Source organism: Affinirhizobium capsici, from assembly GCF_977018625.1.
This window is the reverse complement of sequence record NZ_CDRNXD010000003.1, coordinates 34,160-58,416: the sequence shown is the minus strand read 5'-3', so window position 1 is coordinate 58,416 and position 24,257 is coordinate 34,160. Positions and strand designations below refer to the sequence as shown.

The following is a 24,257-nucleotide window of genomic DNA, read 5'->3' as shown; positions in this document are numbered from 1 at the left end:
TATCATGGTGCAGTCTCTCAAACTCGGTGGTGCGCAAAACAGTCAGGCCGCATCCGGCATAAAGCGGGTAAACCGCGTGCCGGTAATCCTTGTCATTGTGCTGTTGATTGCCTTTCTCGGCATCATCTTCTTTGGGCTCGCCTCACGCGGGCTCTACTTTGGCAGGGACAGTGCTCCGGACGCCAGTTCGGGCAATCCAGCCTCGACCTATGCCGACCAGATCAAGCGAGGTGTCAGCGACGGCATCATTGGCGAGCCACAGCAGCAGACGACGTTCCAGCCGACGCCCGTCGAGACGAAACAGGCCGAAGAGAAGGCGGCCAATCCCTTTTCCCCGCAGCCCGAGCAGGGAGAGCAAAACCGCGGCTCGGAACTGGAGCCGGAGGAGGTGTGGCGGGCGCGTCTCGCCCGTGAGCAACAGGAACAGCTCCTTCGCGAGCAGCAACGCCAGCGGATGGCCCGGTTGCAGGCGCGGAACTCCGCCTATGACGCGCCGCTTGCTATCGATCGCGGGAAGCTGGAAGCGCGGTCGGAAAAAGATGAGAGCGCCGCGGCCCGAATGACGACGACAGCCGCCGCGAACGGAAACGCTACGGATCTTTACGCCGCAGCATTGCGCGCCGGTCTTGGCGGGCAGAACGTCGATCAGAACGGACAGACCTCCAAGGAAGACTTCTTCAATGCCGATCTCAAGGATCTCGGATATCTGCCGAACCGCGTCGTGCCACAGCAGTCGGCGTTCGAGTTAAAGCGCGGGTCGGTCATTCCGGCGACATTGATCACCGGCATCAACTCCGACCTTCCAGGACGTATCACCGCACAAGTCAGTCAGAATGTCTACGACAGCGCGACAGGCCATCGCCTGCTGATCCCGCAGGGCACGAAACTGTTCGGTCGCTATGACAGCAAGGTTTCGTTCGGCCAGAGTCGCATGCTCGTGGTCTGGTCCGATATCATCTTCCCGAACGGATCGACGCTGCAGATCGGCGGGATGGCCGGCACGGATGCGGAAGGCTATGGCGGCTTCAATGACAAGGTGAACAACCACTATCTCAAGACCTTCGGCTCAGCGGTCATGATTGCCCTGATAGGAACGGGCATTGATATGGCCGTGCCGCAAAGCTCCACGCTCGCGACTCAGGATACGGCATCCGATGCAGCTAGGCGGAATTTTGCCGAGACCTTTGGGCGAGTGGCCGACCGGACGATAGAGCGAAGTATGGATGTGCAGCCGACGTTACAGATCCGTCCGGGCTATAAACTCAACGTGCTTGTTGATCAGGATATTATTTTCCCGGGCCAATATAATCGATGAAGGGAGGGATACTTTCTGTCTATTTGAGAGAAAGGAGGAACTGGCCCTGGACAGCCGAGGCTTGACATTGGCCAAACGCGTCGAAATTGGATTACCGTGAGGGCGATAGAGAACTGGAAAAGCCTGTTCAAGTGGCGGGCATTAGGATTCTTCTGTTGCGTGGCCTCGAACCGCCTCATCGAAAGCAACCCTGGAGGCCTCTATTTCCTGCCAGGTATCACGGATCCACGCGGTAAACGCGCCTAAGGGCTCCAGCATTGATTTTCCACGGGCGGTAAGTTCGTATTCCACCCGAGGAGGCACTTCCGGATAGTAATTGCGAGCGACGAGTCCATCACGTTCAAGGTTACGAAGGGTGAGTGTCAGCATGCGCTGAGAGATGTCCGGAATGCCCCGCATTAGCGACCCAAAGCGCAACGGAGCATCCGCTGAGAGTGCCAGCATCGAAATCACCAGGATCGTCCACTTATCCCCGAGCCGCGCAAGCACGCTTCCCGGCGCACAGGGCGTAAGGACCGGTCCGCGCGCGGTTTCTATAATTGGTCGCCCGTGGATTTCGCGCATGCTTTTATCTTTCATTCGTTACAGTCCTGTGCCTGACGATCAAGAATGTGCCGTCTTGTGCTGGTTTCCAATAGGTTCCAGATAGTAACCAACGAAGCTATCAAAAGGTAACCGTCATGGAAAACGATCCTGAATATCTCATCTTCGGCGCGACCGGACAGCAGGGTGGCGCAGTCGCGCGCGGGTTGAACGTGAGGGGCAAGAAAGTTCGTGCTTTTGTGCGCGATCCAGAAAGCGAAAAAGCCAAACGATTGGCTACGGAAGGGATCTCCCTGATCAAGGGCGATCTATTTGATCCTGCGTCGATCGACCACGCGATGGTAGGCGTCTCGGGTGTTTTCAGCGTTCAAGCCAGCTCGCCTAGTGGCGAGGTGACGGATGCGCAGGAGATCGAGCAAGGTAAGGCGATTGCTGACAGCGCTGCACGAGCGGGGGTCCGGCATCTTGTCTACTCATCAAGCGGCGCGTCCGGAAAAGGTCGAACAGGAATGGGTCATTTCGACAGCAAATCTGAGATCGAAACCCACATCAAATCACTATCGATCCCCTACACGATAACCCGACCTGCCACGTTCATGGAAATGATGATGTTGCCCGGGCTTGGCCTTTCCCACAATACTTTTACCTTCTTCATGCATCCCGAGCAGAGCATGCAGATCATCGCTTTACAGGATCTCGGCCGAATTAATGCAACGATACTGTTGGACCCGAACAGCTATATCAATCAAGCCATTGAGCTATCGGGTGCGTCGGTGACGGGTAATGACATACAACGGGTCTTCTCGAGGGCGGCCGGGCGAACCATCAGATATCAACGCTTCTCGGACGCTCTGCTTGCAGAAAACGGTTTTCTCAGGGATCTGACTCGCCTTGTCGATGATGGAACCGTGGCGGGACGTGCCGACATTGCGGCACTTGAAGAAGAGTTCGGCCCCATGACCTCTATGGAGGAATGGCTGGACGGTCCCGGAAAAACCCTATTTCGGGCCGCTCTTTGCCAAGGCGCCGGAGAGGTGGCCCTTCGCTGAACGCGATTTCGGTCTTCCGGAACGAGCGGCCGTCTACAGAGGCGTAGCAGAGGGCCGCTCCGCCTATAAATGTCTCCGGTTTGCATTCCGCAAGCGCTGACCTCACCTTACCCGCCCAAACCTCTGCTCATTACAAGAGCGTTGAGGACTGTTTTTCATGGCCGGATGCCACCGGGCCCGTCCGAAGTTTTCGCGTCTTGGTTGATCCCGGGTAACCCAGCAACATGGAGGTGGTGGGTTAGGTGCTTCATCGGGTTCCCCTGGAGGTCATCCTCCTGCCCGAGGCCAGTTGCTTCGACCCGATTTGACTGCCACACTCGGATTTGCCGCGGTAAGACGCCGCCAAGGCTACTCTAATTCGTCGCTTGCCAGTCTTCCGTCACCAGTCGCTGACGGAGGTCGTTCAAAAGCCAGTTGCCGGCGCGGCCGAGTGGACGATTACGAACGTGAGCGGCATAGATCGGTAACGCGAAAGCAGCCGGTAACGCGTCCGATAGAGCCAGCTCCTTGAGCCGGCCGGCCTCAAGGTAAGGCTGGACGAGGTCTTTTGGCATCTTGCACCAGCCGAACCCGGCAAGCAGAAAATCAAGGCGTCGACCGAGATCGACAAATCTCCAGACCTTGCTGCTGAGGACTCCATAACTCTGCCCAGCGCTGTCCAAACCGTCGGCGAGGACCAGTTGGACATGAGCATCCAGGTCATCATCGGTCAACGTCCTTCTCACGAGGGCAAGTGGATGATCAACGGAGGCGACAGGCACCAGCTTCTCCTCCATAAGCGGGTAGACCATCAGATCTTCGGGCGCTGAGGGCAATAGAAGACACACAGCAAGCGACGCCGACCCTGCCCGCAACCGGCGTTCCGCACCGCCTAATCCTTCGGTGATAAACGTCACGGGAAGGTTGGGGAAGGTGGCTTGGAGCGCTCGCATACTTTCTATCAATGGCTCCGTAGGAACGAGGGGGTCAATCGCTAGACTTAGTGAAGGCTCTAAGCCCTGCTTCGTTCCTGCCGCCACGGCTTCGAACCGCGCCGCACTTGCAAGAACCGAGCGCGCCTGCTCGACAAGCACCTGCCCGACCGGAGTGAGGGCGGGTCGCCCTCCATTTCGGACAAACAACTCGATCCCCTGGGTCTCTTCAAGCGCCCGGATGGTCTGGCTGATCGCGGATTGGACACGGCCGAGGCTCCTCGCTGCCGCCGAAAAACCTCCCTCATCGACGACGGTTACGAGCACTCTAAGCTGGTCGAGTGTCAGTCTCCCAATCACGCCCATCTCCCTGACTGATCATATCCATCACAATTACATCAGTATCGTAGATCGATGTCATCCCATAGATTTCCGTCACACGCACTTTACGCAGCGCTTTACAAAGCCAGAACCTGGAGATCTTCCTGTGCCAAAACTGCTTGTCATCGAATCCAGCCCTCGCGGTACGCATTCCATGTCACGAGGCTTGACCGCAGCCTTCGTGGACCAATGGCTCGAAAACAATCCTGAAGGTACAGTGATGAACCGCGACCTGATGGAGACAAATCTTCCATTCGTGACGATGCCCTGGCTTGGCGCATATTTTACACCGCCCGAGCAGCACACAGCCGAAATGAAGGACATTCTGCGCCTGTCAGACGAACTTGTTGACGAGGTCCTCAACGCAGATCACATCGCCATCGGGACGCCCGTTTACAACTACAATATTCCAGCAGTTTTGAAGGCGTATGTCGATCACATCGTGAGAAAAGGCAAAACGCTAGGCTTTGGTGGCGAGGGATTGGTCAAGGGCAAGGCGTGCACAATCCTGATGGCATCAGGCGGCGTCTACACAGAGGGCTCTCCCATCCGGGGTCGGGACCTGGCAACCACCTACCTGAAGCTGATACTCAACGTGATCGGCATCGAAAACGTGACCGTAGTGGCTGGCGGAAATGCCAAGGCGGTCGACATGGGCCAGGTATCAAGGGGTGATTTCTTGAGCGGCTTCACATCTCAAATTGCACAGGCGGCAAGCCGCGCCTGACTGGCGAAAGAGCGCCTCAATCATCGTTAGTGGGATTCGAGATCTTTCCGGCACGTCCACAAATCATCATCAGGAGCGCGGCGCCCAACCGATGACATTGCGAGCAACATGCAGAAATCTCCTATACGTGCCCGTACTCCTTAGTCATCTTTCAGACTGAAACGGCGGCGCGGATGCATGTCCGCGTCGACGATCATGGCGCCTGTTTAAGGAACTACACGTGAGCAGTCATTTTTTCACCACCCAGGACGGTACGCAGATCTTCTTTAAGGATTGGGGTTCGAAGGACGCCCAGCCGATCGTTTTCCATCACGGCTGGCCGCTTTCGGCCGATGACTGGGACGCCCAGATGCTGTATTTCCTGCATCAGGGCTATCGGGTCATCGCCCATGACCGCCGTGGCCATGGCCGTTCCAGCCAGACCGAGACCGGCAACGAAATGGATACGTACGCCGCTGACGTCGCAGCGCTTGTCGCCCATCTCGACCTCAAGAACGCCTTCCATGTCGGCCATTCGACTGGCGGAGGCGAAGTCGCCCGTTACGTCGCAAGGCATGGCGGCAATGGCCGCGTCGCCAAGGCCGTGCTGATGGGCGCCGTTCCGCCGATAATGCTGAAGACCGAAAGCAATCCGGGCGGACTGCCGCTCGAGGTGTTCGATGGTTTCCGCACCGCTCTTGCCGCCAACCGTGCCCAATTCTTCCGCGACGTGCCGACCGGTCCTTTCTACGGCTTCAACCGTCCTGGTGCGAATGTTTCGGAAGGCGTCATCCAGAATTGGTGGCGTCAGGGCATGACGGGCGGCGCCAAGGCCCAATACGACTGCATCAAGGCGTTTTCGGAAACCGATTTCACCGAGGACCTGAAGGGAATCGACTTGCCGGTCCTCGTGATGCACGGCGACGACGACCAGATCGTGCCGATCGCCGACTCGGCGCATCTGTCAATCACGCTTCTGAAGCATGCAACTCTCAAGGTTTACGAGGGGCTTCCGCACGGCATGGCAACGACCCATTGCGACGTGATCAACGCGGATCTTCTCGCATTCTTCAAGCAGTGAAAATTTCATGACGAGGTGCTCTGGCGTAGGCTTGCGCTGACGTGAGCCGACCAGAGCAGAGGTCCTGCCGACAATCCGCTTTGGAGACGCCCGCCTGGCTTAAGCGTCAGAGCGTTCCATAATAACCCGGCGCGGACGACACTACCGAACTACTGCTGGCGCTGATGGAGTCTCGCTCGACACCATGCACCCCCAGAAGGTCACAGATAGAGGAGCCTACGAGTTGGCCGCCAGACTGAACAAACAATCAACCGCTGAAGACGTTCTTGCCGGAGTGTCGCTTGCCGGTCGCCAATTTCTTGTCACCGGAGTATCTTCCGGGGCCGGAGCTGAAATTGCGCGTACGCTGGTACGGCACGGGGCTTCTGTTACCGGGACCGCAAGGGATGTTCAGAAGGCAGCCTCCCAGCTTGGCCAGGTAGCATCGAGCGCCGCATTTCCAGGCGGCCGCCTTGATCTCGTTCAACTTGATCTGGCGTCACTTACGAGCGTTCGCTCTGTTGCGGACGCACTCGTTTCCAAGTCGGCTGAATTTGACGGCATTATCGCAAATGCCGGGGTGATGGCGACGCCCTTCCAACGCACCGAAGACGGCTTCGAAATGCAGTTCGGCACGAACCATCTCGGGCACTTTGTCCTGATCAACCGGATCGCGCCTCTCATCGCAGACGGCGGCCGCGTGGTGGTTGTATCCTCCAACGGCCATCGCGGCGCAGACGTCGATTTGGATGACCCTAACTTCGACCATACCGACTACGACCGATGGCAAGCCTACAATCGGTCGAAGACTGCCAATTCCCTTTTCGCGATCGCCTTCGACAAAAGGCACCGCGGACGGCGGATCAGGGCGTGCGCCGTTATGCCAGGGACCGGCATGACGCCGATCATGCGTCACCTGTCACCCCAGGAGGTTAAAGATGTCTTCGGCCTGATCGCAGCTGATCGCTCGAAGGCAGGCATTGATGCTCTCGAATTGAAGTCAGCTGAACAACTTGCCGCAACCTCAGTCTGGGCAGTGGCGGTTGCCGATCCCGCCGAGGTGGGCGGCAAGTATCTTGAAGACTGTCACGTAGCTGAGGTCGATGATGTTCCAGGCATTCGTGACGGTGTGATGTCTTATGCCATCGATCCGGCGCGCGCCGAAATGCTCTGGAAAAAGAGCGAAGAGCTCGTTGGCGAGTATTTCGATCAGGCAAAGCCCTCTGTTTCAACCTGAAACGTAGGGCGCAGCAACCACATCTCAACGGAGATCTCATGAATACCCTGCATCTTGTCGCGCCAGCATATCGGGCAGCAGCGGAGGTCATTCCAATCTTCGATTACGACACTCAGCCGATCGAGGAGATCCGTCAGAACCTGGAGAAGGCGTATGAAAGCGCCTACGGACGCCCCGACATTGATCAATTTGAAGAAGTCTTCATTGAGCGCAGGCAAGCGGAAAAGGTACGGGCACTGCTGTTCCGTCCGACCAACGGGGACGCTCGAGGTGCAATCTTGCATCTGCATGGAGGTGGCTGGATAGCTGGTTCTGCTGACATGTTCGCTCCCTTTTGCACAGAGGTTGCCGACCGCCACAACGTTGTCGTTTTGTCGGTGGACTACCATCGCGTGCCGGAGGTTGCTGGTCATGTTGCTCTCGAAGAGAGTATCGCGGCGCTGCGCTGGCTTCGGGAGCAAGCCAACTTTTTGGGGTTCAAGCCTGAGACTATCGTTGTAATGGGAGACAGCGCGGGCGGGAGTCTCGCCGCCGGAGTGGCCCTTTTAGCCCGCGAGGCGGACATCCCGCTCAAGGGTCAAGCGCTGATATATCCGGCACTCGATGACCGTCGCGTCGAGTCGGATGCGTTGATGAGAAATCCGTTTGGGGGTGAGTTCGTTCTCTCACCAAGCTATTTGAAACAATTATGGAGCGCCCGGCTTAAGGATGTGCAGATCGAAAGCCTGCCGTATCTCGCGCCCGCGCGTTCCGACGACCTCTCGAATCTAGCGCCGGCATTCATAGCAGTTGGCAACATTGATTTTCTCGTGGACGATTCCATCGAGTATGCCGGCCGTTTGATCCGCGCAGGGGTGAAAACTGAATTGCATGTGTATGACGGCGTATTTCACGGTTTCGACCTCGTACCGGGACCGGAAACCGACGCCTTTAAAGCCGATCTTTTCAGAGCAATAGAGAAGTACTTCTCCGAGGTGTGACCGAATTTGCATAGGGATGACGGGTCTCTACGTCCGATGTAGTCACTCTGCAGACGGGCGAGACGAGCTCACCGGCTGCCAATCAGGCTGCCACGCAGACCGGCACAAGTCGCAACCTGGTGGTGGTTGTGAGAGCAACGATGCGAAAAGGAAGGAGCTGCAAAAATCTCCTATACCGCGCCAAGGTCTGCAGTGATCATTAAAGGTAAATGTAGGGCTCGATCCGTTCTTTGAACTCTGGAGGGTTTACGAGATGACCATCATAATCAAAGCAGCTGCACTAGTAGCACTATTGTTGGTGCTGACCACGCAAGCGCGCAGCGAGAGTGATTTTCCCGTCCCTGCGGGCTTTCAACAACGCGTTGTAGAGGTCGATGGGATCGACTTGAACTATGTCGAAGGCGGCCAAGGCCCTTTAGTGCTCCTGGTGCACGGGTTCGGGCAAACCTGGTATGAGTGGCACACGATCATGCCCGAGCTCGCCCTCTCTCACACAGTGATTGCGGTCGATCTCCCGGGTCTTGGCAGGTCCGAGACTCCAAGATCATACGTTGGTCAAGATGTTGCCGAGACGCTGTATCAGTTTGCAAAGCTGTTTGCCTCGGATCAGCAGTTCGACGTCGTCGCTCATGACATCGGGATATGGAACACTTATCCTATGCTCGCAAAGTATCAGACGAAGATACGCCGCGTTGTGTTGATGGAAGCACCCATTCCCGACGAGAGCATCTACCAGTTTCCGGCTTTTACGCCCCAGGGTGAGTCGCTTGTATGGCATTTTAGTTTCTTCGCTGCATCGAACAGGCTCGCAGAACGCTTGATCACTGGGAACGAGCGGTTCTTTTTCGAACACTTCATCAAAGAGCATGCAACAAACAAAACAGCTTTCACCGATGAACTGCTCGACCTCTACGCGAAATCTTATTCCAAGCCTTCGGCCCTGAATGCTTCCTTCGAATATTATCGAGCACTAAACGCAACTGCGAACGGCAATAAGTTGCTCGCGAATGCCAAGCTCCAGATACCGGTGCTGGCTATCGCGGGTGGCGGGCACGGCGGCATGGGTTCGTTTCAGCTCGAGCAAATGAAGCGTTATGCAGCGACTGTCGAGGGGCGGGTACTGCCTGGATGTGGCCATTGGTTGCCCGAGGAGTGCGCCCAGGAATTGAACGCCGCGGTGGTCGAGTTTCTTAATCGCTAGCGCGGCACGCGAGCGAAAAATTGCCTTCGATGCCGTTTGTGATGGTCAGTGGCCGCAGACAGCGTTCTAGGCCCGTCCAGTCGCAACAACCTGTTTGCTTTCTCCTCAGTGCTGCCGCGCGCTCAAGGCAACTTCGCGCCAATTGCTCATTCAAGACGAAGGTTAGCCATTGAACGCACCGGGCCCATTTTGTCGCCGAGAAATAAGCGATCTTGCCGAGAGCCTTGCGCCCTCCGCTGGTTTTAACGCGACGAGACTACCACAAGTTCGCATCGTGAAGATGGCGCCGCTTACCACTGACGTTTTCTTATTCTTGAAGCCGGGCATTGCATTCCTGCTGCAAGCACCATGCGATGCGACGTCGAACAGCGAACTCATGCTGAGTGGCCACAACGATGTCTTCGTTGCGTCTGTCCCGATCCCTGTTCGAACAACAGGGCGATCGGGTCCCGTCAAAACACGCCTAGTGGTCCATGTTGACTTCGAAGCGGTCACTCTGGACCGCGTATTGCCCTCAATCGTCGATCCAGATCAAAAGGGCTCACAAACCTCCCCACCAAGAGGTCTCGTATCGAGTGAAATGAACCAAGAAACCGAGGACGTGCTGGTACGGCACTTGAGGGCGTTAAGCGATCCAGTCGACGCGGCAGTACTCGGCAACGGCATTCTAGCAGAGCTGTGCTATCGAACACTAACTGCACCTTCGAACGCCGGTATCTTGAAGGCGCTGCGTCCAAGCAATGATCAAGGCTGGATCATGACAAGCGTCGAGCAGTTGCACCGATGTGCGTGCGCGGCCGTTTCAATCCCGGCACTCGCCGGAAAGGCCGGAGTGAGCGCTTCATCATATTATACGCACTTCAAACAGTTCACCGGCCTGAGCCCGTTACAATACGTTAAGGCAGTCCGCCTTCAAATGGCCCGGCAGCTAATCATGGAGGACAAGCTAAAGATGGGGGAGATCGCAAACCTCGTTGGATACAACAGTCCTGCACAGTTCAGCCGCGAGTTCAGCCGCTATTTCGGTCACGCTCCCGTCGACGAACGCAAACAGGTTTGGCTGTCACAGCAGAAAACAGAGGCCCCTTGACGCGCCATTGACGCCGCGTCGCTTCACCCTAGCGAGCAATGAGATAAATAACTGACACCGCTTCATATGCTGCTGCAACAATCAAAACCGCAGTGATCAAACCGTAGAGTTTTAACGTCGCAAAACTGCCCGCCTTGAAACCTTCCCGCTTGCTGTTGAAGCCATAGCTGTCGTGCTTCAAAAACATTTGGCTGTAGATCCAGGCTGCAAGCGCTGCGAGGGTGTAGCCCGCGCCTTCGAGACACAGGGTGACGTAGTGAATGAAGATCGACAAATCTGCATTTCCGACCGGCGTGAAGAGAACACCCCAGAAAAAGAAGCGGAGGCCTGTCGCGAAAATCCCGAAATAGGGGATAATGAAAGTCGGCAGCGTCGTCTGGATCAGCGAGGCCCACAAAAGATTTACGCCGAGGGTGACCGACATCGCATAGACCACGTTACCGCTTGAATATGCCGACGTCACGAATGACCCCAGACCCCCAGCCTCGTCTTCTGGCCGAAGCACCGCGAGGCTACCGGGCCGAAGCTCCGGCACGAAAAGCGTCAAGGCAATCCCTGCCAGAAAGAGACCGCCAAAGCTTGCGACCAGAACCGCGAGTGCCGCCCTGTGGCGCTTGATCTGCACAAATGGTCCCGCAAGATCTCGCAAAACACACGACCCCTTCACCACTGCGCTGGAACGGGGGGAGCGATTGGCGCTCCTCCGTATGGCAGTCCCATACTTCTGCTGCCACCCTTTGCCGCCGGACAAAGCATGCACCGCCGCCGGCAAGTGATCAATGCCCGTCCATCATTCATGCCCAATTGTTGTCGTAAGCGTTGCTCTCATGGCCGACACTGCACGTTCAACGGACCGGGACCGGCTGTAAAACCGCATCTTGAAGAGCGGATATTCGCAGTTGGTCGGCACTTGCGTAATCGGGATCCGTGAGCATTTTAAGGAAGGCGTGCCGGTTTGGATACCGCACGAGGGCAACAACATCCCAAGCCTGTCCTTGTTCCGCCGCGAGTGCTGATAGGGTTTCTCCCGCGAACACAATTTCTGCCCCAAAACGCGCGGCGATTGGGCCTGCAATGCCCAGGTATTCGAAATAGCGTTCCCTGCCGCCATCGACTTTAAAACGCGCGAGGTTCAACATGACCAGCGGCTGACCATTATCCTCGTCAGCGAATTTTTCGAGGTTTGCCATCGGGATCGTAATCATTGTTCACCTGTTCCTTAATGGTTGAAGCCTTTGACTGAGAACTCAGGATAACCGATCGAGATTACATGGTCGATAATTGAAACGCCGAGAAACTTTACGTATCGTATGAAACATGGATCCTTTTCTCGATATCGTCGGACTGCTACGGCCACGAGCCATGCTGCTTGGTCGCGGACTGGACGCCTGCGGCCGGTGGGGAATTTCCTTTCCCAAAAGAGACGATTTCCTCTTCTTCTGGGTCGAACACGGCGAGTGTCTGCTTTTACGTCCGAAGCAAAAACCGAGCCTTATGCGGTCTGGTGATTTTGCGCTGATCCGTACCTCGTCTCCGTTCACCCTCGCGTCAGATCTTTCCGCCGCTTCTATCAAAAGCGAAGTTCTTGTCGCTCAAAAAAAGCAAAGAAGGCTGACTCTTGGATCGGGGTCCGACCGTCCGATCAGGCTGCATATGGGAAAGTTTATATTCGAGAGCGCCAACGAGGACCTGTTGACGAGCATGCTGCCGTCGCTTGTTCACGTGGAAGCAGGCGAGCCTTCCCTAGACCGCGTACACTCCCTTCTTGCTTTAATAGACAGTGAGGCTCAGGACCCTGGCCCAGCAAGCGAGTTCATCCTCCTACAATTGATCAAGCTAGTCCTGGTCGAGATATTGCGCACTGGTCCCCTCTTGTCCGGCGCTGCCGGTGGACTGCTTGCTGGCCTGCGCGACCCACTCGCGGGCCGCGCCATTCGAGCCATGCACATGGATGTGGCTCGGACCTGGACCGTAGACACTCTCGCGGGCCTCTGCTCCGTATCTCGCTCCACCTTCGCCACGAGGTTCCGCACCGTAGTGGGTGTCGGGCCGATCGAGTACCTGCTGCAATGGAGAATGGCGCTGGCCAAAGACGCGCTTCGGGCGGGGAGCCGCACCGTGGAAGAGATCGGGCTGGCCGTGGGCTTCCAATCCGCAAGTGCCTTCAGCACAGCGTTCAGAAGATCCGTCGGATGCTCCCCGACACGCTTTGCGAAAGGCAGTACATCAGGGCTGGCAGATCGAGTAGCTTGAGGCTAAGAAACCTTAACTCGAAGATACAGGTCAAGTGTTTAACTCACCCTGTTGATCGACGACGACGTTTAGAACGGTTTGTCGTCTATTTCTTCGGCAATGCATAAGAGTCGAGATAACCGCAGACAATGCAACGATAAGTGACGACGTCATAGAGTCTTTTTCCCTTGAGCTTCAGTCCGGAGATGAGGCTCTTATCGGGCTTTCCAGCAACCCAAGTCTCCGGCGACAAGATGCCGACGTCGCCCATTTCAAGCAAGAACCCCTCTTCCATATCTGAGCTGCATTTACTGCATTGATGGGACATGTTCTTGACCTTCTAAACACGAGTATTGGCCGCCTGCTATGGGTGTCTCACCCTCGTCAGGCCGGGAAGCTATGCCGCATTTCATTGGGACCAACCCCGTAATATCGCAGCATAGCGCGGCGCAAACGAAGCTCGCTTCCGAATCCAACGCGGCGGGCTATTTCCTTTATCGGGTGCTCGCTCGTATGCAGCAGTGCGCGAGCAAGGTCACATCGTATTCTCTCGATTGCCTTGGCGGGAGATACGCCAGTCGATTGTTCGTATCGTCGGTGAAACGTTCTTAGCGACTGCCCGCAATATTCGGCCATGGCTTCGACAGTCCACGGAAAAGCGGGTTCTGTGGCAATCTTCTGGAGCAGAGCGTCGTAAGGGCTGGCACTACCCTGCTGTAGGGTAAGCGGCTCACTGTATTGCTTCTGTCCGCCCGCGCGCCTCATATAGACGACAAGACGGCGCGCGACACGGGATGCCAGCGCTGCCCCGTGATCATTCTCGATGAGGTTCAGCATGAGATCGATCCCGGCCGTCACCCCCGCGGTCGTCCAGAATTGGCCGTCGCGCAAGAACAAGGGGTCGGGATCGACACTGACGTCGGGATAATCCGCGGCAAGGCGTTCGCACGAACGCCAATGCGTGACCGCCTTGCGGCCGTCAAGCAATCCCGTTTGAGCCAAAAGAAACGCCCCCGTACAAACCGAGCAAACGCGGACGGCGTTGGAGCTCAAATCGCTGACGAAGTCGATTAGGCCCGGGCTTTGACGTCCGGGGTAAACTCCCGGACCTCCGGGTATGACCACCATGTCCGATTTCAACCCAACAGGGACCTCTTCCGCTGCGATCGGAAAGCCTGATGCAGTCTGCACGAGTTGAGACGTCGGTGAGACGATCCGCACGTCGTAAGCAGGCGCGGCACCTTCTTCGTTGGCGGTTGTGAGAGCCTGCGCCGGCCCCGCAATATCAAGTATCTGAACGCCCGGAAACGCGAGTATCAGAACGAGTCTCGCTGGCATTTTTTGATCGTTCATTGTCATAGACCGTTGCCCCGCATCGAAGGATATTACCCACAAGACAAGTCGATCAACAAGCTGGAGACGATAGAGATGTTGCTTACCAGAAGAGGCGCCATGACAGGCGCTGCGGCTTTGACGACCTTGAAGATCAGCGGAGTGAAAGCGATGGCAGCCGAAGAAGCAAGCTCGAAGAATAGAAGTAGCGCGGTTCACTGTAACATCGTCTGCGTGCCTGACATGGTTCAACTTGACGCCACTGGCCCGTTCGAAGTCCTGGCTCGCGTGCCGGGCTGGAGTGTGGAGCTGGTGGCGGAATCCATGCAGCCAGTCATGACCGATCGCGGCTTACGGCTTGTTCCCGACGCGACGCGATCCGAGAGCAAGAAGTCCGACATTCTTGTCATCCCTGGCGGCACGGGGATTGACGTTGCGATGCTTGACCCGGCCTGGATCGAATACGTCAGGCGTGAGGCAGCGGGGGCGCGCTACGTCTTTGGTGTATGCACCGGTTCACTATTGCTCGGCGCGGCCGGTTTGTTGAAAGGCCGGCGCTCCGGCGGTCACTGGCAGGCGCGAGATCTCCTTGCCAGCTTTGGCGCGATCGTCTCCGATGACCGGCTCACGGTTGATGGCAATCTCTACACATCCGGGGGCGTGACATCGGGGATCGACATGGCGCTCCGGGTCGTAGCCGATGTCGCCGGAGAGATCGTTGCCCGAAAGATCCAGTTGGCGATTGAATACGATCCAGCACCTCCGTTCCCCGGCGGAACACCGCGTTCCTCGCCCAGGGAAATTGTCGACCTGGTTCTGGAAGACTCCAAGGGGCGGCGTGCCCTGCGCGAGCGGCGGGTCGAGCAGGCCGCGGCGCGCTTGCTCGAATGAACAGTCGCCGAGACGCCAAGCTGCAGTAATAACGTCTCCTCATGCAAGAATCTACAAGACATGCCCGTCCGCGGGCTTGTTTGTAAGCCGTCGCGCATAGCGCTTCGGTCGATAGCCCAATCCTTTAACGCAACATAATGGAAAGGAAGACAATCATGTCCAAAATCGCAATCGCTGCTGCACTCGCAGGCTCCCTTTTTGCCGGATCCGCCAGTGCCGCCGAAAACGCAAAACCGACCGTGGTTCTCGTTCACGGCGCCTTCGCTGACGCATCAAGCTGGTCGGGTGTCACCAAAATCCTTCTGAAGGATGGTTATCACGTTGTGGCCGTCGCCAACCCATTGCGCGGCGTGAAATCCGATGCGGACTATGTCGCCGACATTGTGAAAAGCATTGAAACCCCGGTCGTTCTCGTTGGCCATTCCTATGGCGGATCGGTCATTTCCGCTGCGGCCAGCGGCCAGAAGAGCGTTAAGGCTCTGGTTTACGTTGCCGCGTTCGCTCCAGAGGCGGGCGAGTCCGCCGCTGACCTTTCAGGAAAATTCCCGGGCGGCACATTGGCTTCTGCACTCGCCAAACCTGTTCCGCTTCCCGGCGGTGGATCGGACCTCTACATCGAACAGAAAGCGTTTCATAAGCAATTTGCCCACGACGTTCCTGCCAATGAGGCGGCAATCATGGCTGCAACCCAGCGCCCGATCGCCGAAGCTGCGCTCGGTGAAAAGTCACCTGAACCGGCATGGAAGACGATACCGTCCTGGTTCGTTTATGGAGACGGTGACAAGAATATCCCTGCAGCCGCGCAGAAGTTCATGGCGGAACGCGCCAAATCGAAAGACACGGTCGTCATCAAGGGTGCATCTCATGTCGTGATGACGTCACATCCTGAGCCCGTCGCAAAGCTCATCGAAGAGGCCGCGAAATAGGCCGCCTTTGTTCCGGACCGACAGCTGGCATGACTAGCCAGCTGTCGGTCCGATAACGCGGCTGCGCGATGAGACGTCTTAATTGGGCATCCGATACCGCGGCGCCGCCTTTTGGTCGAACATTGCGCTCATGAGCTCAGTCGACAGTGCTTCGTGGTTCTTGAGCACGGTTTCGTCCTGAAGCGATGGTGCGGTCACGGTTTCTCCCAGATCAAGCCCCGCAAGTGCCGCGTCAACGCAATCTTCTGTGGTCATCACGATTGATTGAGGCAAAGGATCAAGGTCCGCGCCACCAGCGACGTCCCAGCCTTCGGACACGACAGCACCTGGCAACACTAATTGGACGCGAACAGATGAGCTGTCCACCTCACTCTGCAGGCTCCTGGTGAACAGTGCTACATAGGCCTTGGTCGCGCCGTAGACGGGAATCCCGGGGTAAGCGGCAATACCGGCTCCGGAGCCAATATTGATGAGGGTGCCTCTGCCTCGCTTCTTGAAGTTTACGAGCGCGGCCTTCGAGAGGACTGTCAAGGCTGTTACGTTGACCGCGATCATCTCATCGATGACGCGGCCTGGCGTTTCAGTCAGTGGCTTCAAGATTGAGAAGCCCGCATTGTTGACGAGGAACGTGACGGTTGCATCGTCCTCGATGCGGGCATTGACGCGTTCCAAGCCGGAAGGAGCTGAGAGATCTGCAGTCAATATGTCGACCTTGACCCCGAAGCGCGTTCGAAGGTCGGCGGCGATTTTGAGAAGACGATCCTGGCGGCGAGCAACGAGAACGATGTCATGTCCCCGGGATGCGAGCCGCTCGGCGTAGACCTTGCCAATACCGGAGGAGGCGCCGGTGACGATGGCAGTGCCAGGCTGTGCATGAGAGGGCGTGTTCATAGGAGTTCCTTGACGGTTGATGAAAAGATCGCCGCAAGGTATGATTTTGAAACCAGGTGTCAATTACGCACCTTGAGTAACCCAGGTGCAGTCGAGGAAACCTAGTGTCTTATACAGAGCAGCAAGTACTGGAAACCATTCCCGGTGTCCGGCCAATACTCGAACAGATCGCCAATAAGTGGTCGATCCTCATCCTCACATTTCTGTGCGAGGAGCCAAAACGTTTCAATGCGCTGAAGCGACGGCTGGGTGATATCTCGCAGAAGTCATTGACCGAGGCGCTTCGCCGGCTCGAACGGAATGGATTGGTCGAACGCCATGTCACGACGACCTCGCCGATCGCGGTCGAATACTCGATCACGCCCTTTGGCCGCACGTTACAGGATCCGTTCCTAGCGCTCTACGATTGGGCCGTTGACAATCAGGCCAGGCTTACGGCGGCGCAATCGAAGTTCGATAACATCAATACGCGATGACCTTGGCGTCATTGGCCATCGACGAAAACAATCAGGCGCCCTGCTTAAACCCGAGGGACCATCATGTCAGATCTTTCGACTTACCTGGACTATATCTGGCCAGCCTATATCGCCTACCTGATCGCGCTGATAACTCCTGGGCCCGCGAATTTCGCGATCATGGGTGCCGCAATTTCTCAAGGACGGCGTGCGGGTCTCATGATGGCGCTCGGCGTCTTTTGCGGGTCGTTGACGTGGGCGTGTGCCGCAGCATTGGGGTTAGCGACGCTTCTTCGTACCTACGCATTCGCACTCGAAGTCGTGAAGGTCATTGGCGGGCTCTATCTTCTCTTCCTCGCATGGAAGGGCCTTAAAGCGGCGCGTAAAAGCTCCGGCGACCTGACGATAACCGAAGGCGGCGTTCAACACAGCGGCACGCAACTCTGGCTACGCGGTTACGCGATCCACGTTACCAATCCAAAAGCCGTGTTCGCATGGCTTGCGATCCTCTCACTCGGGCTTCCCCCGAACGCGCCTGGCCCGGCGGTTGCGTTGATCGTGGGCATTTGTTGTTCTTCGAGCCTGGTGATCTTCAGTGGCTACGCCTTGATCTTTTCGACGCGTCACGCCCTGAACGCCTACCTGTCTGCCCGCCGTTGGATCGAAATCACGATGGCGGCTTTTTACGGATTGGCCGGCGTGAAATTACTCACGAGCCGGATCTGATGGCGTCATGCTGCAAAGAAGTCCGGTGGCGAGTTCACGAAAAGTTTCGACCGCCTTGGGAAGGGTCTGTTCCGGCTCGCTGCTCGCTGCGACCCAGAGTGCCGCATTGAGTGCCGCGCCGCTTAGCAATCGCGCAGCCGCTTCCGGATCCAGAGCCTTAAGCCTGCGCTGCTTCAGCAGTTGTTCGATGGTAAGTCTCGTCACTTGCAGACAGCTGTCTTGGCTGGGCCATTGCGAGGGATCGCCCAACACGGCCGGCCCGTCAAGAAGGACGATGCGTTGCACCTCAGGCTCCAGCGCCATCTCGATATATGCCGAAGCCTCGGTGAGCAGTCGTTGCCAGCCATCCTCAATGTCAGCTGCCCTCTCTCTCGCACGTACCGCCATTTCAGTGTCGATCTGGTCTACGACCGCTGCGAGCAGGCCACGCTTATCGCCAAAATTGGAATAGAGCGCCCCTCTGGTGAGACCAGCATCAGCCGTTATGTCATCCATCGACGCGGCTGAGTAGCCATCTCGGGCAAAATGCTTGCGCGCGGTCGAGACCAAGCGGGTGCGGTTTGCCTGCATCGTTTCGCTGCGTTTTGCCATCAAGGCCGTCCTTTCATATACGAGGCGTATCTCGGTATTGACATACGCCTCGTATATAATTACATACGCTTCGTATATCAACCCGGCAGGCTCTTGGAAGGAATATCCTGGTGCCTCGAAATTTAAGGAAGTGAAGATGACCAAGCACCAGGCAGTATTTCCAGAAAACAGGCATTCGCTCTATGATGTTCACCGCTACTCGGCCGCCATCCGGTCAGGAGACTTGCTGTTCGTTTCCGGACAAGTGGGGAGCCGCGACGACGGGTCGCCAGAGCCGGATTTTGAAAAGCAGGTGAGGCTGGCGTTTCGCAATCTCGAAGCGACGCTCTCCGCAGCGGGCTGCACGCTGGATGACCTTATCGATGTGACAACCTTTCACACTGATCCTGAAAATCAGTTTGAGGCGGTCATGGCGGTGCGCCAGGAATTCTTCACGAACTCACCTTATCCGAACTGGACTGCTGTCGGCGTCAACTGGCTCGCCGGGTTCTCTTTTGAGATCAAGGTGGTGGCACGTATTCCGACCGGCGCATCATCCTGAAGCGAGTGTTTGTGGGGTGGCGCCTCGCAAACCCGAAGACTCTTGGCGGGCTCCGTGGAGACGGAGCCTCGTCGAACCGGGTCAAAGTCAGTCGAAGGTCCTGATTAGCATCTCGCTCGGAGGTACGTTCATGCCGTTTCTTGTTCAGGGCAGGGATTTAAAAGAGCAGACTTCGCTCACGCAGATCGTGGCGTGCAAGGGCCCACCGCTTGTTCCGCTAACAGGTGTAGGCGCGATCCAAAGAGTGTCAATCGGAGCAGGCGAGACTGGCGAGATCGTCAGGGTGGATCATCACGTCACCTTCCACCGGCAAGGGGTGACCAAGTTGCGGTCGGTCCACGACGGGGGGATCGCCAGGGTTGATCGTATCACACCGGGCTCAATACACATTCGGCCCGCAGGCTCATCCCACGCCTCAAGTTGGAACGAGGCCGCTGAATTGACCCTTGTCAGCCTTGAGCCGCGCTTCATCCGTGAACATGCTGCCGACCTCTTCCAGCGGGACGTGAACTCTTTTTCGTTCCGGCCCGTGATTGGAATGAAGGACGAATTTCTTTGGCAACTCGGGATGAAGCTGCACGGGTTATCGTCTGATGTTGATCCGCCGCGCGCCTTCATGGAAGCTGTCATGGCAACAATGGCAATGCACCTTGCCTCGACCGCAGGGTTTTCGCCACAGCCGGTCCGGGCGAGGGCACTGTCGCGCTCGGCGCTGAGACGGACGGCCGAGTTTGTGGATGCAAATCTTTCTGTAAACATTTCCCTTTCGTCGCTTGCGGCGCTGACGGGCTTAAGCGTTTATCACTTCTCGCGGCAGTTCAGTCGCGAAATGGGCATGGGCGTGGCGCGCTATATCCAGCAGCGCAAGATGCAGCGGGCCGCGCAGCTTCTTGCCGACGCCGAACTAAGTATCGCTGAAGTGGGCGAGGCAGTCGGTTACCATGACTCAAGTTCCTTCTCGCGAGCGTTTCGCAGCGTGTACGGAGTGCCGCCACATGCGTTCCGGCTTGGGGGCCGATGAACAAAAACGCAAGATCTGCAAAGAGTAGCAAGTCCCGTCATTGATCGCTTGCACAAGCGCCGTCTAGCTTCGCTGAACGCGGAGCCGCCTCTCATGCGGGTCCAGTTCTCCCACGTCTTCCGGAGGTTCGGAGCAGATGGCTGAAGAGAAACGAGCTGGCATCGCTCTGAAACGCGGGACGGCGCCGGTGGCACTTAAAGTCAACGGAAAGAGCTACAGTCTCCAGCTCGCGCCATGGGTGACGCTGGTGGACGCGCTGCGAGAGCGGCTTGGCCTCACCGGCACTAAGGTCGGCTGCAATCACGGCCAATGCGGAGCCTGTACTGTCCTGATCGATGGACGGCGTGTGCTCTCATGCCTGACGCTTGCGTCGCGCTGCCAAGGGCAGGAAGTGACCACAATAGAAGGTCTCGCTTCGTCCGACGGGACCCTGCATCCCATGCAAGCAGCGTTCGTCGAAAACGACGCATTCCAGTGTGGCTATTGCACGCCCGGACAGATTGTCTCGGCGGTGGCGCTTGTCCGTGAAGGACGGCTCGGCTCCGACGATGAAATACGCGAATTCATGAGCGGCAACCTCTGTCGTTGCGCCGCTTACCCGAAAATCCTCGCGGCCATCCGCGACGGCGCCAGAACCATGGCTGGTTGACATGCATCCATTCACGCTACAGACCCCGGCGCACGCGGAAGCCGCAATCCTCAATGCTCAGCAAGACGAAGGCGCGCGGTATATTGCCGGTGGAACGAACCTGATCGACCTGATGAAGCTGACGATCGAGCGCCCTTCGTCACTATTGGACATCACTGGACTTCCCGGCCTTGAAGGGGTTGGACGAGACGCCGACGGCAACTTGCGTGTTGGCGCACTGGCCAAGATGAGCGAGGTGGCCGATCACCCCTTGGTGAGAGACTCCTGGCCGGTCATTGCACAAGCCCTCAACAAAGGCGCCTCGGCTCAGCTTCGCAATATGGCGACGATTGGCGGAAATTTGCTTCAGCGGACACGCTGCCCCTATTTCCGGGACATCGCGACGCGCTGTAATAAACGGAATCCGGGCGAGGGTTGTGATGCGATCGGCGGCATCAATCGCGAACATGCCCTGCTGGGCGTGTCCGACCATTGTATTGCCTTGAACCCATCAGATCTCTGCGTCGCGCTTTCGGCCTGTGAAACCGTGGTCGAGACCTTGGGACCTGCCGGTCGCCGGATCGTTCCATTCGAGCAACTTTACCGGAAGCCGGAGGGCACACCCCAGATCGAGCATAATCTGTCGAGGGGAGAACTCATAACCGCTGTTATCGTCAAAGCCAATGCCGCTTCACGCCATTCAACCTATCTGAAAATTCGCGACCGGGAGTCCTACCAGTTTGCCGTCGTTTCTGTAGCGGCAGGAATAGAGACCACCAGTGACGGCACGATCGTCGAAGCACGGGTCGGTCTGGGCGGCGTCGCGACGGTCCCCTGGCGCGCCAGAAACGTCGAGAGTTTTTTGCGCGGCCGTAGGATAGACGACGAAACCGTGACCGAGGCCGGCCGGCTCTCCATGGCTGGAGCCACACCACGGGCACATAACGAATTCAAGTTGGCTCTCATGGAAGGCGTGCTCGCGGATGCGCTCTTCTCGTTGAAGAACTCCAATCGTTAGGTTCGAAACGGCCTCAATCGTCCTAACCCGAGGATATCGAAATGAGCAACGGCAGAATAACCCGCAGAGGCTTTCTTGGAGTTTCGACTGCTGCAGCATTCGTGCCTGTTGCAGCACGCGCAGCCACGGCCGATCCAGGGACAGCGGCCGAGGTCGCAAGCGATGAGGCGAAAGGATCCCCAGGCCTGGAATTTGGCTCTCCAGCGAGAGTGGATGGACCAGCTAAAGTCACGGGCTCGGCCCGGTATGCGGCTGACGAAGTCTTCGGCGCCGATGTGAGCTATGCGGTGCTCATAACGTCCGCCGTGGCGAAGGGCACCATTCATTCGATCAAAAAGGAAGCGGCCCAGTCGGTGCCCGGCGTGCGGCTCATCCTCGATCATACCAACATGGACATGTTGCCGCCGATCGACGCGGTCTATCCCGAAGGACAGTCGCACACGGTCTTCCAACCCTTTACAACCAGTGAGATCCGTTATTCCGGGCAGCCGATTGCCATTCTCGTCGCGGATGACTTGGAGACCGCCCGCTATGCAGCATGCCTGATTAACGTCGAGTACGATCTCGCAAATCATGGACCTAAGTCCACTATCAAACTGGCCATGGATCCTCCGAGTCCGATAGCCGTTCCGGTCGAAGAAGCACATCATCAGACTTTCGGCAATGTCGATGAGGCCTTCGACAAGGCCGACATCGTGGTCGATGCGGAATACGAGACGGCTATCGAACATCATAACTCCATCGAGCTCTACTCCTGCGCGGTGCGCTGGAGCCCGGATGAGAGGACCCTCACTGTCTATGAGCCATCCCAGTGGCTTTACGGCCTGCGCGCGCACCTGGCGCAGCAGTTGGGCCTTGAACAAAATGCCGTTCAGGTCGTCTCCCGTGTTGTTGGTGGCGCGTTTGGAGGCAAGGCTCTGGCGATGCCTCATACCGTCGCGGCTGCAATGGCAGCACGCCGTATCAAGCGAACAGTCAAGCTTCACGTCACCCGGGAACAGATGTTCACGATTGGCAGTTACCGGCCAGGCTCTGTGAGCAGGGTCAAACTGGCCGCGCAGAGAAACGGCAAGTTGCTCGCTGTTGCTCATGACTATTGGGCTCAGACGTCGCGCTCGGATCCTGCTGGTATTCCAGGGGCAGAAGCAACCGTCGCCATGTACGACGCTCCCCATGTACGCGGCCGGGATCATTCGGTACCGACGGACGCTAACGCACCGGGACCGATGCGGGCGCCAGTGGAAATGCCAAGTTTCTTTGCGCTGGAAAGCGCCATGGACGAGCTGGCGGTCGCGCTTGATATTGATCCGATCGAGTTGCGTATCCTTAACGAACCCACCGTTCATCCAACCAAACGTGTGCCGTTTTCAAGCCGATCACTTACAGAATGCTATCGTCGGGGGGCAGAACTGTTCGGCTGGGCAGCCCGCGACCATCAACCCGGGTCAATGCGTAATGGTGACTGGCTGGTGGGCTGGGGATGTGCTTCGGCGCTTTATCCAACCTACGTTGGCCCGGCTAGCGTGCGCATGAAACTTCGTCTCACCGACGGCAAGCCACATCTGGAAGTCCGCCTGGCCGGTCAGGACATCGGCACGGGACTTGCCACGATTGTCTCGCAGGTTGCCGCTGCTGGCGTCGGCCTTGCAATCGAACACGTGCAGGCAATTATCGGTGACAGTAATCTGCCCTTCGGGTCGATGGCCGCAGGGTCTCGGGGAACGGCTAGCGTGTCGCCGGCGACGTTGATGACTGCAAATAAAATTCGACAGCGCCTGCTCGAAGCTTCGGTCTCTGACGCGCAAGGTCCGTTTACCGGCCGTAATCCGAATGATCTCGACGTAAAGGCTGGCACGATCAGCGATGGCAGAATTGAGACAACGATCGCCGACGTGCTTTCCCGCGTGCACGGGAACACGATCGAGGAGCAGCTTGATTGGGCACCACCTGGAATGCCGCCAGAAACACGCCGTTCCGTCCAGGCCGGCACGGAGGGTGCGGTCGGTCCGGTCACCGACACCCATGCCATGTATGCTTTCGGCGCTCAGTTCGTAGAAGTCCAGATCCACCGCATGACGAAAGTGATCCGTGCTCCTAGAATGGTCGGAGCGTTCGCCGCTGGGCGTATCATGAACCGGCGGACTGCGCATAGCCAGTTGATGGGCGGGATGATCTGGGGTCTTGCCTCGGGTCTTCATGAAGAAACGTTGGTCGATCCCCGCAGCGGCCGGTACGTGAATGGCAACCTCGCCGAATATCTTCTCCCCGTTTGCGCCGACGTAAAAGATGTGACTGTGGAGATGCTGGACGAAAAGGACGAGGTTGTGAACCCTTTGGGAATAAAGGGCGTCGGCGAGCTCGGTGTCGTGGGCGTTGCGGCGGCAATTGCCAATGCTGTCTACCACGCCACGGGCAGGCGGGTTCGCCAACTGCCGATCAGGCTCGACCATCTTTTCGAACCGAGCTAGCGGGGAGAGCGCATACCCCGGGAGCGATCCCGCGATGTTGCTGCCTAAAACTCGCTCACAACCA

General features: G+C 57.4%; 25 protein-coding genes. 18 read left to right on the top strand and 7 right to left on the bottom strand.

Annotated elements, in window-relative coordinates; all coding sequences use genetic code 11:
• The first annotated feature begins 4 nt into the window (after positions 1 to 4).
• Positions 5 to 1,315 (top strand): IncP-type conjugal transfer protein TrbI, encoded by a 1,311-nt coding sequence (gene trbI / locus AC0JZ1_RS02940; protein ID WP_471880965.1) that lies wholly within the window; start codon positions 5 to 7, stop codon positions 1,313 to 1,315.
• 141 nt (positions 1,316 to 1,456) lie between these two features.
• Here trbI and AC0JZ1_RS02935 read toward each other — a convergent pair whose 3' ends face one another.
• Positions 1,457 to 1,894 (bottom strand): winged helix-turn-helix transcriptional regulator, encoded by a 438-nt coding sequence (locus AC0JZ1_RS02935; RefSeq protein ID WP_471880964.1) that lies wholly within the window; start codon positions 1,892 to 1,894, stop codon positions 1,457 to 1,459.
• 101 nt (positions 1,895 to 1,995) lie between these two features.
• Between AC0JZ1_RS02935 and AC0JZ1_RS02930 the strand changes: the two genes are divergently transcribed.
• Entirely contained in the window at positions 1,996 to 2,907 is a 912-nt protein-coding gene (locus AC0JZ1_RS02930) for an NmrA/HSCARG family protein (RefSeq protein WP_471880963.1), read from the top strand.
• A 353-nt stretch (positions 2,908 to 3,260) separates the two neighbouring features.
• On the opposite strand, the gene AC0JZ1_RS02925 is transcribed toward AC0JZ1_RS02930, so the two are convergent.
• Positions 3,261 to 4,178: a LysR family transcriptional regulator gene (locus tag AC0JZ1_RS02925; RefSeq protein WP_471880962.1), complete on the bottom strand. Its 918-nt coding sequence runs from the start codon at positions 4,176 to 4,178 to the stop codon at positions 3,261 to 3,263.
• A gap of 127 nt (positions 4,179 to 4,305) precedes the next feature.
• Here AC0JZ1_RS02925 and AC0JZ1_RS02920 point away from each other — a divergent pair, with 127 nt between their 5' ends.
• From AC0JZ1_RS02920 to AC0JZ1_RS02895, 6 genes are all read left to right on the top strand, one after another.
• A complete protein-coding gene (locus tag AC0JZ1_RS02920; RefSeq protein ID WP_471880961.1) occupies positions 4,306 to 4,926 on the top strand; it encodes an FMN-dependent NADH-azoreductase in 621 nt (206 codons plus the stop codon).
• 220 nt (positions 4,927 to 5,146) lie between these two features.
• On the top strand, positions 5,147 to 5,986 hold the full coding sequence (locus AC0JZ1_RS02915; protein WP_471880960.1) for an alpha/beta fold hydrolase: 840 nt from the start codon (positions 5,147 to 5,149) through the stop codon (positions 5,984 to 5,986).
• A gap of 223 nt (positions 5,987 to 6,209) precedes the next feature.
• Positions 6,210 to 7,202 (top strand): SDR family NAD(P)-dependent oxidoreductase, encoded by a 993-nt coding sequence (locus tag AC0JZ1_RS02910; protein WP_471880959.1) that lies wholly within the window; start codon positions 6,210 to 6,212, stop codon positions 7,200 to 7,202.
• A 38-nt stretch (positions 7,203 to 7,240) separates the two neighbouring features.
• Complete coding sequence (locus AC0JZ1_RS02905; protein WP_471880958.1) at positions 7,241 to 8,182, top strand: alpha/beta hydrolase; 942 nt, start codon at positions 7,241 to 7,243, stop codon at positions 8,180 to 8,182.
• A 253-nt stretch (positions 8,183 to 8,435) separates the two neighbouring features.
• Positions 8,436 to 9,383, top strand: coding sequence for an alpha/beta fold hydrolase (locus tag AC0JZ1_RS02900; RefSeq protein WP_471880957.1), 948 nt, complete (start codon positions 8,436 to 8,438; stop codon positions 9,381 to 9,383).
• A 169-nt stretch (positions 9,384 to 9,552) separates the two neighbouring features.
• On the top strand, positions 9,553 to 10,473 hold the full coding sequence (locus AC0JZ1_RS02895; RefSeq protein WP_471880956.1) for a helix-turn-helix domain-containing protein: 921 nt from the start codon (positions 9,553 to 9,555) through the stop codon (positions 10,471 to 10,473).
• A 28-nt stretch (positions 10,474 to 10,501) separates the two neighbouring features.
• Here the strand turns inward: AC0JZ1_RS02895 and AC0JZ1_RS02890 are convergent, their stop codons facing one another.
• Together AC0JZ1_RS02890 and AC0JZ1_RS02885 are read right to left on the bottom strand one after the other, a co-directional pair.
• Entirely contained in the window at positions 10,502 to 11,098 is a 597-nt protein-coding gene (locus tag AC0JZ1_RS02890; RefSeq protein WP_471880955.1) for a hypothetical protein, read from the bottom strand.
• Positions 11,099 to 11,318: 220 nt separating this feature from the next.
• A complete protein-coding gene (locus AC0JZ1_RS02885) occupies positions 11,319 to 11,663 on the bottom strand; it encodes a DUF1330 domain-containing protein (RefSeq protein ID WP_471880954.1) in 345 nt (114 codons plus the stop codon).
• 127 nt (positions 11,664 to 11,790) lie between these two features.
• Between AC0JZ1_RS02885 and AC0JZ1_RS02880 the strand changes: the two genes are divergently transcribed.
• Positions 11,791 to 12,726 carry an AraC family transcriptional regulator gene (locus AC0JZ1_RS02880; protein ID WP_471880953.1) on the top strand — a complete coding sequence of 312 codons (936 nt, stop codon included), beginning with the start codon at positions 11,791 to 11,793 and terminating at the stop codon, positions 12,724 to 12,726.
• Between the two features lie 363 nt (positions 12,727 to 13,089).
• On the opposite strand, the gene AC0JZ1_RS02875 is transcribed toward AC0JZ1_RS02880, so the two are convergent.
• The gene (locus tag AC0JZ1_RS02875; RefSeq protein ID WP_471880952.1) at positions 13,090 to 14,043 is read right to left on the bottom strand and encodes a GlxA family transcriptional regulator; all 954 of its coding nucleotides are present in this window, start codon (positions 14,041 to 14,043) and stop codon (positions 13,090 to 13,092) included.
• A 114-nt stretch (positions 14,044 to 14,157) separates the two neighbouring features.
• Here AC0JZ1_RS02875 and AC0JZ1_RS02870 point away from each other — a divergent pair, with 114 nt between their 5' ends.
• Positions 14,158 to 14,928 carry a DJ-1/PfpI family protein gene (locus AC0JZ1_RS02870; protein WP_471880951.1) on the top strand — a complete coding sequence of 257 codons (771 nt, stop codon included), beginning with the start codon at positions 14,158 to 14,160 and terminating at the stop codon, positions 14,926 to 14,928.
• A gap of 155 nt (positions 14,929 to 15,083) precedes the next feature.
• Positions 15,084 to 15,854, top strand: coding sequence for an alpha/beta fold hydrolase (locus tag AC0JZ1_RS02865; protein ID WP_471880950.1), 771 nt, complete (start codon positions 15,084 to 15,086; stop codon positions 15,852 to 15,854).
• Positions 15,855 to 15,932: 78 nt separating this feature from the next.
• Here the strand turns inward: AC0JZ1_RS02865 and AC0JZ1_RS02860 are convergent, their stop codons facing one another.
• On the bottom strand, positions 15,933 to 16,745 hold the full coding sequence (locus tag AC0JZ1_RS02860) for an SDR family NAD(P)-dependent oxidoreductase (RefSeq protein WP_471880949.1): 813 nt from the start codon (positions 16,743 to 16,745) through the stop codon (positions 15,933 to 15,935).
• Positions 16,746 to 16,849: 104 nt separating this feature from the next.
• Between AC0JZ1_RS02860 and AC0JZ1_RS02855 the strand changes: the two genes are divergently transcribed.
• Positions 16,850 to 17,221 (top strand): winged helix-turn-helix transcriptional regulator, encoded by a 372-nt coding sequence (locus AC0JZ1_RS02855; protein ID WP_471880948.1) that lies wholly within the window; start codon positions 16,850 to 16,852, stop codon positions 17,219 to 17,221.
• Positions 17,222 to 17,284: 63 nt separating this feature from the next.
• Complete coding sequence (locus AC0JZ1_RS02850) at positions 17,285 to 17,926, top strand: LysE family translocator (protein ID WP_471880947.1); 642 nt, start codon at positions 17,285 to 17,287, stop codon at positions 17,924 to 17,926.
• Here the strand turns inward: AC0JZ1_RS02850 and AC0JZ1_RS02845 are convergent.
• The gene (locus AC0JZ1_RS02845; protein ID WP_471880946.1) at positions 17,906 to 18,517 is read right to left on the bottom strand and encodes a TetR/AcrR family transcriptional regulator; all 612 of its coding nucleotides are present in this window, start codon (positions 18,515 to 18,517) and stop codon (positions 17,906 to 17,908) included. The genes AC0JZ1_RS02850 and AC0JZ1_RS02845 overlap by 21 nt on opposite strands.
• A 136-nt stretch (positions 18,518 to 18,653) precedes the next feature.
• Here AC0JZ1_RS02845 and AC0JZ1_RS02840 point away from each other — a divergent pair, with 136 nt between their 5' ends.
• The 5 genes from AC0JZ1_RS02840 to AC0JZ1_RS02820 all read left to right on the top strand — a co-directional run bounded on the left by AC0JZ1_RS02840 (position 18,654) and on the right by AC0JZ1_RS02820 (position 24,193).
• The gene (locus AC0JZ1_RS02840) at positions 18,654 to 19,058 is read left to right on the top strand and encodes a RidA family protein (RefSeq protein ID WP_471880945.1); all 405 of its coding nucleotides are present in this window, start codon (positions 18,654 to 18,656) and stop codon (positions 19,056 to 19,058) included.
• A 130-nt stretch (positions 19,059 to 19,188) separates the two neighbouring features.
• Positions 19,189 to 20,079 (top strand): helix-turn-helix transcriptional regulator, encoded by an 891-nt coding sequence (locus tag AC0JZ1_RS02835; protein WP_471880944.1) that lies wholly within the window; start codon positions 19,189 to 19,191, stop codon positions 20,077 to 20,079.
• Positions 20,080 to 20,215: 136 nt separating this feature from the next.
• Entirely contained in the window at positions 20,216 to 20,728 is a 513-nt protein-coding gene (locus AC0JZ1_RS02830; protein ID WP_471880943.1) for a (2Fe-2S)-binding protein, read from the top strand.
• A 1-nt stretch (position 20,729) separates the two neighbouring features.
• Complete coding sequence (locus AC0JZ1_RS02825; RefSeq protein ID WP_471880942.1) at positions 20,730 to 21,725, top strand: FAD binding domain-containing protein; 996 nt, start codon at positions 20,730 to 20,732, stop codon at positions 21,723 to 21,725.
• Between the two features lie 41 nt (positions 21,726 to 21,766).
• On the top strand, positions 21,767 to 24,193 hold the full coding sequence (locus AC0JZ1_RS02820) for a xanthine dehydrogenase family protein molybdopterin-binding subunit (RefSeq protein ID WP_471880941.1): 2,427 nt from the start codon (positions 21,767 to 21,769) through the stop codon (positions 24,191 to 24,193).
• Positions 24,194 to 24,257: the final 64 nt, after the last annotated feature.

Excerpts from the sequence above, each read along its gene's own strand:
- trbI (WP_471880965.1), top strand. The coding sequence starts at position 5 with ATGGTGCAGTCTCTCAAACTCGGTGGTGCGCAAAACAGTCAGGCCGCA.
- AC0JZ1_RS02935 (WP_471880964.1), bottom strand. The coding sequence starts at position 1,894 with ATGAAAGATAAAAGCATGCGCGAAATCCACGGGCGACCAATTATAGAA.
- AC0JZ1_RS02930 (WP_471880963.1), top strand. The coding sequence starts at position 1,996 with ATGGAAAACGATCCTGAATATCTCATCTTCGGCGCGACCGGACAGCAG.
- AC0JZ1_RS02905 (WP_471880958.1), top strand. The coding sequence starts at position 7,241 with ATGAATACCCTGCATCTTGTCGCGCCAGCATATCGGGCAGCAGCGGAG.
- AC0JZ1_RS02900 (WP_471880957.1), top strand. The coding sequence starts at position 8,436 with ATGACCATCATAATCAAAGCAGCTGCACTAGTAGCACTATTGTTGGTG.
- AC0JZ1_RS02885 (WP_471880954.1), bottom strand. The coding sequence starts at position 11,663 with ATGGCAAACCTCGAAAAATTCGCTGACGAGGATAATGGTCAGCCGCTG.
- AC0JZ1_RS02880 (WP_471880953.1), top strand. The coding sequence starts at position 11,791 with ATGGATCCTTTTCTCGATATCGTCGGACTGCTACGGCCACGAGCCATG.
- AC0JZ1_RS02875 (WP_471880952.1), bottom strand. The coding sequence starts at position 14,043 with ATGCCAGCGAGACTCGTTCTGATACTCGCGTTTCCGGGCGTTCAGATA.
- AC0JZ1_RS02870 (WP_471880951.1), top strand. The coding sequence starts at position 14,158 with ATGACAGGCGCTGCGGCTTTGACGACCTTGAAGATCAGCGGAGTGAAA.
- AC0JZ1_RS02865 (WP_471880950.1), top strand. The coding sequence starts at position 15,084 with ATGTCCAAAATCGCAATCGCTGCTGCACTCGCAGGCTCCCTTTTTGCC.
- AC0JZ1_RS02860 (WP_471880949.1), bottom strand. The coding sequence starts at position 16,745 with ATGAACACGCCCTCTCATGCACAGCCTGGCACTGCCATCGTCACCGGC.
- AC0JZ1_RS02850 (WP_471880947.1), top strand. The coding sequence starts at position 17,285 with ATGTCAGATCTTTCGACTTACCTGGACTATATCTGGCCAGCCTATATC.
- AC0JZ1_RS02845 (WP_471880946.1), bottom strand. The coding sequence starts at position 18,517 with ATGGCAAAACGCAGCGAAACGATGCAGGCAAACCGCACCCGCTTGGTC.
- AC0JZ1_RS02840 (WP_471880945.1), top strand. The coding sequence starts at position 18,654 with ATGACCAAGCACCAGGCAGTATTTCCAGAAAACAGGCATTCGCTCTAT.
- AC0JZ1_RS02835 (WP_471880944.1), top strand. The coding sequence starts at position 19,189 with ATGCCGTTTCTTGTTCAGGGCAGGGATTTAAAAGAGCAGACTTCGCTC.
- AC0JZ1_RS02830 (WP_471880943.1), top strand. The coding sequence starts at position 20,216 with ATGGCTGAAGAGAAACGAGCTGGCATCGCTCTGAAACGCGGGACGGCG.
- AC0JZ1_RS02825 (WP_471880942.1), top strand. The coding sequence starts at position 20,730 with ATGCATCCATTCACGCTACAGACCCCGGCGCACGCGGAAGCCGCAATC.
- AC0JZ1_RS02820 (WP_471880941.1), top strand. The coding sequence starts at position 21,767 with ATGAGCAACGGCAGAATAACCCGCAGAGGCTTTCTTGGAGTTTCGACT.